The organism is Natrialba asiatica DSM 12278 (assembly GCF_000337555.1).
In the GTDB taxonomy this organism is placed as follows: domain Archaea; phylum Halobacteriota; class Halobacteria; order Halobacteriales; family Natrialbaceae; genus Natrialba; species Natrialba asiatica.
The window spans coordinates 36420-49621 of record NZ_AOIO01000022.1 but is presented as its reverse complement, the minus strand read 5'-3'; the positions used below and the strand labels follow the sequence as shown (position 1 = coordinate 49621).

General features: G+C 62.9%; 15 protein-coding genes. 7 read left to right on the top strand and 8 right to left on the bottom strand.

From position 1 onward, the window contains the following. Window positions 1–54: 54 nt before the first annotated feature. Window positions 55–1020 carry a transcriptional regulator gene (locus C481_RS08710; protein WP_006108813.1) on the top strand — a complete coding sequence of 322 codons (966 nt, stop codon included), beginning with the start codon at window positions 55–57 and terminating at the stop codon, window positions 1018–1020. A gap of 139 nt (window positions 1021–1159) precedes the next feature. On the opposite strand, the gene C481_RS08705 is transcribed toward C481_RS08710, so the two are convergent. Together C481_RS08705 and C481_RS08700 are read right to left on the bottom strand one after the other, a co-directional pair. After that, a complete protein-coding gene (locus tag C481_RS08705; protein WP_006108812.1) occupies window positions 1160–1405 on the bottom strand; it encodes a glutaredoxin family protein in 246 nt (81 codons plus the stop codon). A 246-nt stretch (window positions 1406–1651) separates the two neighbouring features. After that, a complete protein-coding gene (locus C481_RS08700; protein ID WP_006108811.1) occupies window positions 1652–3097 on the bottom strand; it encodes an NCS2 family permease in 1446 nt (481 codons plus the stop codon). 185 nt (window positions 3098–3282) lie between these two features. Between C481_RS08700 and C481_RS08695 the strand changes: the two genes are divergently transcribed. After that, a complete protein-coding gene (locus C481_RS08695) occupies window positions 3283–3933 on the top strand; it encodes a potassium channel family protein (RefSeq protein ID WP_006108810.1) in 651 nt (216 codons plus the stop codon). Between the two features lie 3 nt (window positions 3934–3936). On the opposite strand, the gene C481_RS08690 is transcribed toward C481_RS08695, so the two are convergent. The 3 genes from C481_RS08690 to C481_RS08680 all read right to left on the bottom strand — a co-directional run bounded on the left by C481_RS08690 (window position 3937) and on the right by C481_RS08680 (window position 7023). After that, complete coding sequence (locus C481_RS08690) at window positions 3937–5049, bottom strand: class I SAM-dependent methyltransferase (RefSeq protein WP_006108809.1); 1113 nt, start codon at window positions 5047–5049, stop codon at window positions 3937–3939. A 130-nt stretch (window positions 5050–5179) separates the two neighbouring features. Beyond that, the gene (locus tag C481_RS08685) at window positions 5180–5455 is read right to left on the bottom strand and encodes a DUF7513 family protein (protein ID WP_006108808.1); all 276 of its coding nucleotides are present in this window, start codon (window positions 5453–5455) and stop codon (window positions 5180–5182) included. Beyond that, complete coding sequence (locus C481_RS08680; RefSeq protein ID WP_006108807.1) at window positions 5452–7023, bottom strand: Na+/H+ antiporter NhaC family protein; 1572 nt, start codon at window positions 7021–7023, stop codon at window positions 5452–5454. The genes C481_RS08685 and C481_RS08680 overlap by 4 nt, the downstream gene beginning before the upstream one ends. A gap of 142 nt (window positions 7024–7165) precedes the next feature. Here C481_RS08680 and C481_RS08675 point away from each other — a divergent pair, with 142 nt between their 5' ends. Then, entirely contained in the window at window positions 7166–8272 is a 1107-nt protein-coding gene (locus tag C481_RS08675; RefSeq protein ID WP_006108806.1) for a calcium/sodium antiporter, read from the top strand. A gap of 56 nt (window positions 8273–8328) precedes the next feature. Further along, window positions 8329–9333: a glutathione S-transferase family protein gene (locus C481_RS08670; protein WP_006108805.1), complete on the top strand. Its 1005-nt coding sequence runs from the start codon at window positions 8329–8331 to the stop codon at window positions 9331–9333. 104 nt (window positions 9334–9437) lie between these two features. Here C481_RS08670 and C481_RS08665 read toward each other — a convergent pair whose 3' ends face one another. The 3 genes from C481_RS08665 to C481_RS08655 all read right to left on the bottom strand — a co-directional run bounded on the left by C481_RS08665 (window position 9438) and on the right by C481_RS08655 (window position 11095). After that, window positions 9438–9647 carry a DUF7535 family protein gene (locus tag C481_RS08665; protein WP_006108804.1) on the bottom strand — a complete coding sequence of 70 codons (210 nt, stop codon included), beginning with the start codon at window positions 9645–9647 and terminating at the stop codon, window positions 9438–9440. A 99-nt stretch (window positions 9648–9746) separates the two neighbouring features. Next, complete coding sequence (locus C481_RS08660; RefSeq protein WP_006108803.1) at window positions 9747–10172, bottom strand: hypothetical protein; 426 nt, start codon at window positions 10170–10172, stop codon at window positions 9747–9749. A 152-nt stretch (window positions 10173–10324) separates the two neighbouring features. Further along, window positions 10325–11095, bottom strand: coding sequence for an NAD-dependent epimerase/dehydratase family protein (locus tag C481_RS08655; protein ID WP_006108802.1), 771 nt, complete (start codon window positions 11093–11095; stop codon window positions 10325–10327). 394 nt (window positions 11096–11489) lie between these two features. Here C481_RS08655 and C481_RS08650 point away from each other — a divergent pair, with 394 nt between their 5' ends. From C481_RS08650 to C481_RS08645, 3 genes are all read left to right on the top strand, one after another. Next, window positions 11490–11975, top strand: coding sequence for an SRPBCC domain-containing protein (locus tag C481_RS08650; RefSeq protein ID WP_006108801.1), 486 nt, complete (start codon window positions 11490–11492; stop codon window positions 11973–11975). Between the two features lie 98 nt (window positions 11976–12073). After that, the gene (locus C481_RS23315) at window positions 12074–12280 is read left to right on the top strand and encodes a DUF7577 domain-containing protein (protein ID WP_449406453.1); all 207 of its coding nucleotides are present in this window, start codon (window positions 12074–12076) and stop codon (window positions 12278–12280) included. A gap of 268 nt (window positions 12281–12548) precedes the next feature. Continuing rightward, window positions 12549–13199 (top strand): DUF6735 family protein, encoded by a 651-nt coding sequence (locus tag C481_RS08645; protein WP_006108799.1) that lies wholly within the window; start codon window positions 12549–12551, stop codon window positions 13197–13199. Window positions 13200–13202: the final 3 nt, after the last annotated feature.

Below are 13202 nucleotides of genomic sequence, written 5' to 3'. Positions count from 1 at the left end.
CAGACGGGCCTCTCGGGGAAACGCTCTTATATGAGGAATAGCTTACATCCCCCTATGTCCCGCTCCGCACTGGTCGGCAACGTGACCGCGATGTTAGAGGACGCGGGATTCGTGGTGAGCGATCGGTGTGCGATCCGACCGAAGAGTTTCGATATCGCTGCGCGTCGCGGCGAGGATCTGTTACTCGTCAAGATTCTCGGCAACATCGACGCCTTCAACGAGGCAACCGGCCACGAGATGCGTCGTCTCGGTACCTACCTGCAGGCGACGCCGGTCGTGATCGGCTTGCGCAGTCGCGACGAGGATCTCAAACCGGACGTCGTCTACTTCCGACACGGCGTTCCGGTCTTCAGCCCCGATACCGCGTACAACCTGTTCATCGAAGGCGTCCCGCCGCTGATCTACGCCGCACCGGGCGGCCTCTACGTCAACATCGACGGCGACTTGCTCGCCGACGAACGCGAGGACCGCGACTGGAGTCTCGGCCAACTCGCGAGCGAACTCGGCGTCTCCCGCCGGACCGTCTCGAAGTACGAGGACGGGATGAACGCCTCCGTCGAGGTCGCCATGGCGCTCGAAGACCTCTTCGAGGCACCGCTGACCAGTCCCGTCGACGTCCTCGATGGAACCGACGATGTCCACGAGACGGAGTCGACGCCGGACGATCCCGAGGCGGACCCTGGCGACGAACAGGTCGTCGCCGTCCTCACGCGGGCCGGCTACAGCGTCCACCCGACGATCCGCTCGCCGTTCAAGGCCGTCAGCAAGGACGAAGACGACAGCGAAGTCGTCCTCACCGGTCACTCCGAGTTCACCAAAGCCGCCGAGAAACGCGCCCGAATCATGAGTTCGATCGGCCGCGTTACTCGCACGCGCTCCGTCTACGTCGTCGACCGGGCGAAACGCGACGCCGTCGACGGCACCGCGCTCGTCGAGCGCGATGAACTCGCGGATCTACACGACACGGACGAACTTCGGGACGTGATTCGGGAGCGAGCCGAGCACGAGGAGGCGGCTTGAGTTCTGCGACGGCGGATTTCTGGCGCGAGTTCACTAGTAGTACCGGTATCGCGTAAACCGACGGCTGATCGTCAGTTCTGGTGAACGTCAGAAATCTCAGTAACCGACGAATAGCCGCTCGCTCGCCCGACGCTCGGTTCTATGCGTAGGTTTCTTCTAAGTATTCGACGATGTCGTCGCTTTCGTGCATTCCATCGATACCGTTGTCCTCGTCGGTGATGACGGGCACGCCGGTCTGGCCGCTTACCTCCTCGACTTCGGTCCGCTCGCCGTGTGAGCGCGGTACCTCGATGGTGTCGTACTCGAGTTCGAGTTCGTCGAGTTTCGAGCGGACTTTCGCACAGTACGGGCAGCCGGGGAGTTCGTACATGGTAATGGCAGCCATAGTGCAAGATAATGACGCGGGACGTATGAGCGCACCGGTCGCGGCGGGTATCGGCCGTGAGTTCGAGTAGTTGGGGTTCTGCGTTCGATAGTCAGTGTACGGGGTCCCGACATTTGGCGACCGAATCTCGTGTCACTGACTCTGCGGGGGCGGAGTGAGTGTGCAGGGGCGGAGTGGCGGAGAGTGGAACGGCAGCGGAACACGGTGGAGTAGGCGGATCAGGGAACGGGACGGAGTGGGAGAGAGTTAGAACGTCAGGAATCCGGCGTCCGTGGCGAAGTACGCGCCAAAGTAGAGGACGAACGCGAGGGCGAGCGCCCACTGACCGGGCGAAACGTCGGCTCGTTCGCCGGCGGCAGCCTTGACGAGGGGGTAGCTCATGATCCCGGCGGCGAGCCCGTTCGCGATCGAGGTGGTAAGCGGCATGACCGTGATCGTCAGGCCGCTGGGGATGAGCCAGGTCGATTGCTGCCAGTCGATATCGGCTGCGCCCTGGAGCATGATGATGCCGACGACGACGAGGGCGACGTAGATCGCGTACTGCGGGATGATGGCTACCAGGGGGACGACGAGCAACGAGAGGACGAAGAATCCGCTGACGACGAGCGCGGTGAAGCCGGTTCGGCCGCCCTCCTCGAGTCCGGCGGAGGACTCGACGAACGTCGTGACGGTCGACGTGCCGATCATCGCGCCGACGGTGGTGCCGACGGCGTCGGCCAGCAGCGGCTTTTCGATTTCTGGGAGATTCCCCTCGTCGTCGAGGAGGCCACCGATCTGGGAGACGCCGATGAGCGCACCCGCCGTATCGAAGAAATCGACGAAGAAGAAGGTGAAGACGACGAGTGCGAAGACAAACGGGTCTTCGGCGATCATCCCGAGGCCGTCGACGAAGCCGGCGATGAGCGGCGTGAAGTCGTACTGGACGTTCAGAATCAACTCGATGATACCGCTTAGCCCGTCGTTCGTGACCAAGTTATACTCTCTTTCGAGTGCGAGTTCACTCGGTGAGACGACGCCGAGGAGGGTCACCAGCCAGCCGGCGAGGGCGGTGAAGATGATCCCGATGACGATTGCACCGCGGGTGCCGCGGGCGTAGAGGACGAGCGTCAGGGCGAGGCCGACGACCGAGAGGGCGGCGATGGGGCTGGTCGCGGCGTTGCCGAGGGTGACAGCCGTTTCGGGGTCGGAGACGACGAGTTCCATTTCCTGCAAGCCGAGAAAGAGCAGGAAGATCCCGATCCCTGCACCGACGGCGAACTTGACGGGTTCGGGGAACAGTTCGATGATGTAGCGGCGTGCGCCGATCACCGTCAGGAGGATGAAAATGATCCCCTCGACGAAGACGGCGGCGAGGGCGACTTGCCAGGGTACGCCGAGACCGAGGACGACGGTGTACGCGAAGAACGCGTTCAGTCCCATGCCAGGTGCGAGTCCGAACGGGCGATTCGCCCACAGCGCCATGACCGTGGTCCCGACGACCGACGCGAGGATGGTCGCGACGGCGATCATTTGCGTCACCTGCGCTCCGGAGTAGCCCTCGATCTCGATTGCTTCTCCCAGGATAAGCGGATTGACGACGATGATGTACGACATCGCCAGAAACGTCGTCAGTCCCGCGATCAGTTCGGTCGAGAGGTCCGTCTCGTACTCGTCGAATCCGAAGTAATCCGCGATCGTTTCGGTAACCCCCATGTTGGATGGTCAAGCATAACCACAGACCTTAGTTAAAAGTTCTTGTCTGGCCTCCCACCCATATCCTACACGTTCGTGCATACACAGTCGGCGACGTGGAGTGCCGTCCGCACACCGTTGAACGACTGCGACCGAGGTTCTATCGAGACCAACGTATTTTAGCCCCGGCTACGTACTGTGATACCATGAGATTCGTCATCGTGGGGTATGGGAGAGTCGGCTCGCGAACAGCCCGCATCCTCGCGGAGGAGGGCCACGAGGTCGTCATCGTCGACAACGACCACGATCGGATCGATCGAGCCGCGGACGAGGGCTTCGAGACGACCCACGGCGACGGCGCTGACGAGGCGGTTCTCACCGACGCCGGAATCGCAACCGCCGACGCCATCGGCGCGTTTACGCCCGACCTCAACGCCAACTTCGCCGCCTGCATGGTCGGCAACCACCACGGCTGTCGGACCGCACTCCGGATCGACGAGGACTACCGCGAGGACATCTACGAGCAGTACGCAGACGAAGTCGACGAAATCATCTACCCCGAACGCCTCGGTGCCGCCGGCGCGAAGACCGCCATGCTCGGCGGCGACTTCAACGTCGTCACCGACCTGGCGGCGACCCTCCAGCTCACGGTCCTCAAGATCCCGGACGAGTCAGCCGCTATCGGTAAACGAATGAGCGAACTCAACCTGCCGGAATCCGCCCGAATCTACGCTCACGGTCGCGCGCGCGAATCGCTTACTATCCCGCTTCCCGGCACCGAACTCGAGGCCGGCGACGAAGTCGCCGTTGTGACGGAAACCAGCAGTGCAGACGAAGTCCGAGCGGCGCTCCAGTAGCCGCTATGCCCGGTCAGACGTGGATTCTCCGTCCGGCCGAAACACGAGCACGTTCTGGTGGACCATCGACGGCACGAACGAGAACGGATAACCGTAGACGTGCAAGTCCTTCGTCGGATCGTACCAGATCAAATTCGCCGCGAGCGTCACCGGCGCAGTCGACTCGATCGCGCGTGCGAGTTCAGCCGAGAGGAACTCGTAGGACTGGTCGCGGTACATGTCGCCGATGAAGACGACGATGTGGCCGTCGGGGGCGACGGCGTCGGTGAAGCGGTCGAATTTCGTGGCCATGTCGTCGAGCCAGTCTGCTTTCGTTGCGGTTGTTGATTCGGACGCGGACGCGGACTCAGTTCCGGTCTCGGCCGTCCCCTCACTGTTTGCATCCGCTGCGCCTGCTGCGTCGGCCTCGAACGATCCCAGTTTGCTTTCCCGCGTCTCGCGTTCGTTTCGCGTCTGTTCGAGTTCGTCCATGTGCCAGTAGGGAACGTCGGTCAGCAGGAGGTCGACGCTGTCGTCGGACACGTCCTCGATCAGCTCGCGACAGTCGCCGTGGCGGAGCTCCTGTGCGGCGAGTTCGGGCTCGCCGCGTGCGCTGCGGGCGTCGTTCTCGCGCTCGAGGACGTCGTCGTAGATTTCGACCCACCGCTTGGTGCGCTCGAAGCCGATAGCCTCCCGGAGACCGGTCCCCTCGTGTTCGCAGAAACTCGCGCCGAGGAGGGTGCCGCCGACGCCGGCGAACGGATCGAGGACCGTGTCGCCGGCCTTGCTGAACCGGTCGATGAGAGCCGCACAGAGTCGGGGCGGTTTCTGCCCGCCGTGTTCGCTGCGTAGGTCGTGTTGCACGTCGGGCGGATACCCCTCCGCGATCACCGATTTGGTCGCGTACTTCCACTCCTTGCCGGTGAGGTCGTTGATCCGGTTTCGGTCGTCGTAGATCCCTCTCCCCTCGACGTAGTGCTGGTGGTCGGCGAGTTCGTCCGTGTCGATGACTTCGCCGTCTTCGATCGGGAGGGATTCGGTGCGGGCGCGCTCGGCATCGAACTGGCCGTCGTCGTCGGTGACGAGTCGACTCTGTCGGTGTCGCCCTTCGTCGGCTGCTTCGCCCTCGTCTGGCATGCTCGGGACCACCTATATCCAGTGGATGCACACGCACCCGCCTTAAAGACTTGATTCCAGTCTGCACGCACACCGTTCCGACAAAACGCGCAGCGGAGCGAAAACGACTCCATCGGGATCGCAGGCAACGCTAGTTCGTGTACGAACTCTCGCCGACGATCTCGATGAACTCGGCACGACCGGTTGCGTTCGTCTCGTTGAACTCGGTGACTTCGACGCGAACGCGCCGTTCGACTGTCTCCGGACCAGCGCCCTCAACGAGCAGGTGCGTATCGCCGATGTAGACGTGACCGTTGCCATCGCCGTTCGCCTCGGCGACGAAGACGCTACATTCCTCGCCCACGGTGAGCGACGGACTCGAGTCACGGAACTGCCAGCCACGAAGGAATTTTGTGAAGACGCTCATAGCCGTGCCACCTCCTCGCTTTCGCGATCGATAATGTACTCCCGGCCGAAACCGGTCAGCGCTGCGATGATGAAGACGGCGACGAGTAACCAGCCCTGGAAGACGAACGGCACGACGTCGATCGGCGTCACGAGCATGCCGGTGTCGAACCACTCGAACTCGCCGGGCAGCTCCTGCATCGCCGAATAGCCGGCGAGCACGCCGCCGGACCACGGGAAGATGTAGCCAAGCGCGGCGGTCTGTGCGTCCAGAATGTTCGCTCGCCGGTAGCCGTTCAGGTTGAACCGCTCGCCGATCTTCGAGATGTACGGCCCGATCGCGACCTCCGCGGCCGTGTTGATCGTGATGACCGCGTTGATTAGCGCCGCCGAGCCGACCATCGTCAGTTCGGCGTTGCGAACGTTCGTCGCGAGGTTCTCGATCGACCAGTCCAGAATCGCCTCGAAGGCCCCGCCGCGGATCATGATCTGCGCCGCCGCGATGATCAACAACACGAGGATCGCGAGTTCGAAGAAGCCGGCCGCCCCCTGGATGAGGCTGCCGCCGACGCCGACGTCGTCTGGGTTCTCGACAACCGTCAGGATCGGCAAGAACTCGAGCGGTTGGGAAAGCGGCGCGTCCGCCGGCGCGTTAAAGGAGACGATGTCCCCGAGCGACAGCAGGCCGAGCGCGAGACTGGAGGCCGCCGCGACGACGATGCCCCACGAGATCGCCTCGACGATGTGGCGGCCGGCGACGGCCGTGCCGATCACGACGCCCATCGAGAGGAGGTGAACGAGCCCGATCGGTTCGCTTTCGGCGACGAGAAGTTCCTGCGCGTTGCCGCCGATCCCGAGGCCGCCCATGAACTGACCGGCGACGAGGTAGCCGGCGAACGCCACGATCGCGGCGACGATGACGTATTTGAATCGGGAGGCGACGACGCCGCCGATGTCCGAGTCCTGCGTGACGGCGCTGACGATCGTCGTGTCGCTGACGGGTGCGAGGTTGTCACCGAAGATCGCCCCCGAGAGGATCGCGCCGAACAGCAAAATCGGGTTGGCTCCCAACAGGAGTCCGGCCGGGAAAAACAGCGTGACGAACGCGATCGACGCGCCGTAGCCCGTGCCGATCCCCGTCGTGAACACCGCGGCGAGGACGAACGTCGCCGCCGGGAACAGCGCACCACCGATCCCGGCGGTGTTGGCGAACCAGACTAGACCGTCGACGAAGCCGCCGTCCTGGAGCAACTGGGCGAACATCCCGGCCCAGATCCACGCGACGATCGCCGTCACGGCGACCGGCTGGGTCATTCCCTCGAAAATCGTATTCGCATAGGTCTTCCAATCTCCCCGAACGAAGAACATCCCCCCGATCAGGCCGACCAGAATACCGACGACGAGTCCACCTTCATCCGAGATTCGCCAGAAGGCCGTCTGGGCAATCGCCCAGAGGATGAAGAACACGATCGGAAACGCGCTCATTCCCCGGCCACCGTAGAAATCGATTCGTGGCCCCTCTTCGCCGGTATCCTGGACGAATGACTCACTCGGGTCCGCGTCGGGTGAGTCACTATTATCAGTACTCATCGTAACACACGCGACTCGTTATCAAACTCGGCAGATAAGTGTTGTCGAATGGTGGCGACCTCACCCGCTCCCCCGGGCTATGAGATATCAGTCCTGCAGCGGTGAAACGGGTTTTTGTCGCAGCCGCACGATTGTTCGACTCGTGTCGACGCTCCTCACTGTCGTTGCACTGCTTGGCGCCACGATCGGCCTCTGGCTCGGCGCACGATGGCTCGTCGCTGCAGCAACCAGCATCGCGAGCGCAGCCGGCATCTCCCCGCTCGTGATCGGTCTGACCGTCGTTGCGTTCGGGACTTCCGCCCCGGAGCTGGCCGTCTCGACGGTCGCCGCATTCGAAGGAACCGGCGACGTTGCCGTCGGAAACGTCGTCGGATCGAACGTGTTCAACCTGGGTGTGATCCTCGGCATCGTCGCGATCCTCGCGCCGTTTCGCGTTACCGAAACGATGATTCGCCGCGATGCCCTCGCGCTGGCTGCAGCGACGGTAATCGCGGCGGGCGTTCTCGCAAACCGCGTCGTCTCGCGCCCGGAAGGCGCTCTCCTGCTCGTGCTGCTGATCGCGTATCTCGGAGCAATCGGCATCGAAATTCGGCGAACAACCGCGGACGAAACGACTACAGCACCCGCTACGAACGGTGTGCCCTCACAGACCCGAGACAACACTGCTGACGCCGCCGAGTCGGTACGCGGTGCGAGCAGCGATTCGAACACCGACACCACGAACGACGACCTGCGCGACCGACAGCGGCCGACCAGCCGACGGGGATCACCACGGGCCGCTGACCGGGAACACCCACAATCCCTGCACCGCAGCTACGAAAGCGCCCGCTTTCTCGTCGGCCTCCTCCTCGTCATCGGGAGTAGTCGCTTACTCGTCGATTCCGCGACGACGATCGCCCTCTCGATCGGGCTCTCCACGTGGCTCATCGGCGTCACGGTCGTCGCCGCCGGCACATCGCTTCCTGAACTCGTCACGGCCGTCGTTGCAGCCCGCCGCGGCGACGTTTCGATCGCCGCGGGAAACGTCATCGGTTCGAACGTGTTCAACCTCTTCGGCGTTCTCGGACTCGCCGCGACTATCCGACCACTGGCCGTCGATCCCGCCGTCCTCCCCGGGCTGGCGTGGCTGCTCGTCGTGACGCTCGTCGCAACGGTGCTGCTCGCGACCGGACGACGGGTAAACCGACTCGAAGGCGTCCTCCTTCTCGCCGTCGGCGTGGGATACTGGGTCGGGAGTGCGATCATCTGATCGCCGGTCTGCCGTCTCGGCGAGTCCCCTTTAGGGCTCGCCCGAGTACAGCCCCCATGAACATGCTCGTCGACGGCGAGTGGCGAACCGATGCGTCCGAATCGACCGACGACGAGGGAGCGTTTACTCGCCACGAGACCACGTTCCGGGACCGGGTTCGCGACGATCCCGACGCGCGATTTCAGCCGGCGGCTGACCGCTACCATTTGTACGTCTCCTACGCGTGCCCGTGGGCGCACCGAACGCTCGTGACACGCGCACTGAAGGGACTCGAAGATGCCATCTCGGTCTCCGTTGTCGATCCCTACCGCGAGGCGGGCGGCTGGCAGTTCACACCCGACAAGGACGGCTGTACGCGCGATCACGTCCACGATGCCGATTACTTGCGCGAACTGTACGTGCGGGCCGATCCGAACGCGACCTGCCGAGTGACGGTGCCGGTTCTCTGGGACACACAGGAAGACACCATCGTCAACAACGAGTCCGCGGAGATCATGCGGATGCTCGATACCGCGTTCGACGACCTGGCTCCACGCGATGTCGACCTCTACCCCGACGGCTACCGTGACGAAGTCGACCGAATCATCGACGAGATCTACGATCCGATCAACAACGGCGTCTATCGCGCCGGTTTCGCCACGGAGCAAGAGCCCTACGACGAGGCCATCGACGACCTGTTCTCGGCGCTCGAGCACTGGAACGACGTGCTCGAAGGGCAGCGATACCTCGCCGGAGACCGACTCACGGAGGCCGATATCGCGATGTTTACGACGCTGATTCGATTCGACCAGGTCTACCACACTCACTTCATGTGTAACGTCAAAGCCATCCACGAGTTCAGCGCGCTCTGGCCGTACCTGCGGGATCTCTACCAGACGCCGGGGGTCGCCGAGACGGTGAATATGGCCCACATCAACGAACACTATTACACGACGCATCCGGACGTCAACCCGAGCCGGATCGTCGCTCGCGGACCAGATCTGGCGTTCGATGCGCCTCACGAGCGGGATGAACTTTCGGGCGGGCCGCCGGATGAACTCGAGTCGTTGGTGTCCGAGTGAGCGGCAAGCGGTGACCAGTAAGCGGTGGCCGAGTGAGCGGTGACCAGTAAGCGGTGGCCGAGTGAGCGGTGACCAGTAAAAGCAGAGAGGATGGACCGCTACAGCTACTGATTCTGCGTCTCTGTGCGCCAGTCCTTGTAGCTCGACTCGACGGGCTCCTCCGCGAAGAAGACGCGCCAGAGGATCCACGCCAGAACGATGATCGGCAGCGCGGGCAAGAGCAACACCGCGAGCACCGCCGCCATCACGTAGCCGAACGCCGACATCTGGGGATTCGGCACGTAGCCCGTGGAGTCGGACACCTTCGTGGACATACGAGACGGTACGAACGTCCCGATATTCGGTCTTTCGATCCGAAAGGGACGCCCAAGACGGTTGCAACGTCGCCTAACACCGGCTGAGTCCGGCGTTTCTCACTGGACGGAAACGTCCGCCGTTCGCTGCCAGCGACGACCCGTGCGAACGGCTCCCTGCAAGAGTACGACCGCCGCGAGGACGATTCCGCTCAGGAGCGTAAACGCGCCACCGACGAAGACGCCGCCGGCCTCGGCGGCGTACAAAATGTACACGCTCATCGTCGCGAGAAACAGCGTCAGGGAGCCGAGGACACCGACGATCGGCGTTGCGCCACTGAACTCGTCGGTAAGAAGCCGTAACAGCACGACCAGGCTCAGCAGCCCCGGGAACACGAGTTCGGGATTTACCGGGACGGGACCGAGCGTCGGCCATGCTGGGTAGGGCTCTGGCACGCCGGTGAACGTACACACTGCAACGGCCACCACGACGACGGCGAGTGCGTAGTCGATGAGCCGTGGAAGCGACCGTCTCCCTCTTCCCATCACGCAAAGACATTCGCGTATCGATATAAAAACGTACGTGTGGAGCGGGTGCCCGTGGGGCGACTGGCTCACCCGGACTGCTGTCAGGCAGTTCCGAAGCACCCGCGACCCGTCCCTGCGATTGCGACGAGAAATCGGTACAAGGGACCGTCTCACTCGAGAACGGCTGCCGAGTCGTCCTGCGGTCGGTAACCCAGTTCGAGAAGCGTTTCCGAGAGCGAGAGGAATCGTTCTGCGTTGTCCGAAATACCGTGAGCAGTTAGGGGCGTTTCCGAGAGCGAGGCCGTCACGGAGACGCGCATGAGTTGTCGGCAGTCCGCGGGGCTGAGCCACATCGCGCGGGCGAATCGTTCGCCGGCACCGTCTCGGTCGGCGACCTCCGCTCGCAGTTCATCCCGCGTGAGGAGCCAGCCGATCCGGAGGTTGAGCACGTCCAGGCCGTGACGCTTGGCGTAGTACGATCCCATCGCTTCGCCGAACACCTTAGTCACCCCGTAGTAGGTGTCCGGATCGAGGGTATCGTCGGGCCGAACGATGTCGGGACTTCCAACTGTCGACTCCGGTCGCGTCGGGGAGACGGTGTTCGCCATGTTGACCGCGTGATTCGAACTCGCGAAGACGACGCGCCGTAGATCGTTCTCGACGGCCGCGGCATAGATATTGTAGACGCCCTCGATATTTGGCTCCATGACGGCGTCCCAGTCGGCGCGCGGGTCCGGATTGGCGGCGAGGTGGATCAGTACGTCCTGGCCTTCGAGTGCGTTCGCGACCGCCTCGCGGTCGGAGATTTCGATCGGTGTCGTCTCGAGATCCTCCGACTCACTGTGTGAGAACAGCGTAAGCGTCTCTTCCCGGTCTGCAAACGCCTCGATAGCTTCTCTCCCGACCCGGCCGGATGCACCGGTGATCGCGACGTTCGTCATAGGAGCATAGACACGAACTGCGGGGAAATAGGTCGGCCCGGCGCGTTCCGGGACGATTCCCGGTTGCAGTGTCCTTGGTGAGACAGTTCCCGAACGCTCCGTTCCGCGCCAATACGGACCGTAACTGCGGATCCGTCTTCTCTCGATCACGCCGGGACGCCATCGATCCTTTTCGTAGCTTTTCCGAGACGTTTCACAGATTATCCTCCCCCTGGGACGGCTGTAGAGAGTGTCTCCCGGAGTTTTATAATAGCTCTAACAGACGCAAATAGCTAAGTGGCGTGTTATGGCAGTCTACGAACGGGCTCGAGACGAATACTGACACGCCCTCGCGCCGATACTCACGGAGTAACGATCGGATACGCGAAACGTAATCGGAACGGTAACAACCACCATGAACGTAATCGAAGTATTCGAGGATATCGACGCCCCACCAGCCGTCGTCTGGGACGTACTCCTCGAGTTCGACAGCTACCCCGAGTGGAATCCGTTCGTCCGGTCGATCGAAGGAGACCCGACGGTGGAAGCAGAGTTGGAGGTCCGAATTAAGCCGCCCGGATCGCGGGGGATGACGTTTACGCCGGTCGTCGTCGCTGCCGAGGAGAACCGCCGGTTAGCCTGGCTCGGCCGACTCGGAGTCCCATTCATCTTCGACGGCTATCACGAGTTCCACCTCGATTCGATCGACGGGGGCGAACGAACCAGGTTGCTCCACCGCGAGACGTTCCGTGGGGTGCTCGTTCCGTTCCTGTTCGATGAACAGCAACTCGAACGGGGGTTCAGGGCGATGAACGAGGCGCTCAAAGCGCGGGCTGAGGAGCGAGTTCAGTCTCCGACGAACGGCCCCAACGATACCGACAACAACCCTGAAACGTCCTGAATCCTCCCGCGGTCTCCTGCAGTTCTTGGAGCAGCTTCCGTGAACTCGGAGACGGAATTCCTGTTACGGAATTACACGGACGGCGATATCGCTCATGAATGCCACGCCCTGCTACTGACGGTCCCTTCGAATGCCGGAGCTATCCTTTTCGCCGGCCGAACCGACGCTCGCATATGCGCGAGTCCACCGGTCTATCGACCGAGCCAGCCCCGCAGGGGCCGTGCCCGTACTGCTCGACGGAGAACGACTATTTCTATACGTTCTGTCGGAACTGCCTTCAGGAGCTGCCGAGCCGAACCGGATAGGAACCAGATAGAATCGATCCCGCTACCGGGAGTCGCTCGCTGTTTCGAACTCGTTCCACGCGGACTCTCGCATCAGTTCACTCCCGGCTTTCGCCCCGAGGTTCAAATACCGGGACGGAACCAGAACCAGCAATGGATCTCGAACCGAGTGGCCGTCGGCTGCCGGACCACTGGCGTGAGCGCGAAGGCGCGGATCTGTGCGGAACGAACGTTGATGCGGTGACCGGAGCGAACGACGCGAGCATGCCATCCCGTTCGGAGGGATCGAATGGGGCATAGAGCGCTCGTCGCGTACCGTCGGCCCGACCGCCTCTACGACCTCCGATACAGCCACTGGGGCGGGACCGATCTCACGCTTGCAGACGAGATTACCGCTGAGACGCCACTCGCCGATGGTACCGTCTCGTCGGAGTTGCTCGCGGACTCGATCGCCCGCGACCGAATTCTGACCGCTCATCTCGATCCGTGCGTTCACGAGGCGCTGTTTCTCGCCGACCCCGCCACCGGCTATACCGTCTCATCGTATCACGTTTGCTGGCTCGAGTGGGGGGATGGTCACGGCGACGAACGCGGCGCGATTGTCGAACCCGACCCGCACGACGGCACTGCGATCAGGACCTGGTTTCGCGCAACGAAGACGACGCTTACGGATATCATCGAGATGGGTGTTCTCGCGCGCCCTGCCGCACAGGCGTACCTCGAAGCGCGGGTTTGCGAGGAGTACGGCGGCATCGTCTACACCCATCTCGGAAGCGAGCAACAGGCCAGTCACGACGCTCGAGCACCGTCGGGCAGCGTCGCCGCATCGAGCACGACGGATACGACGGATACGACAGATACGACGGATGCGTTCGACACCGACAACTGGCCCTCGGAACGAACGTCTCGGTTCGACGCCGGCGACGACCGAGAGCCCTGACGG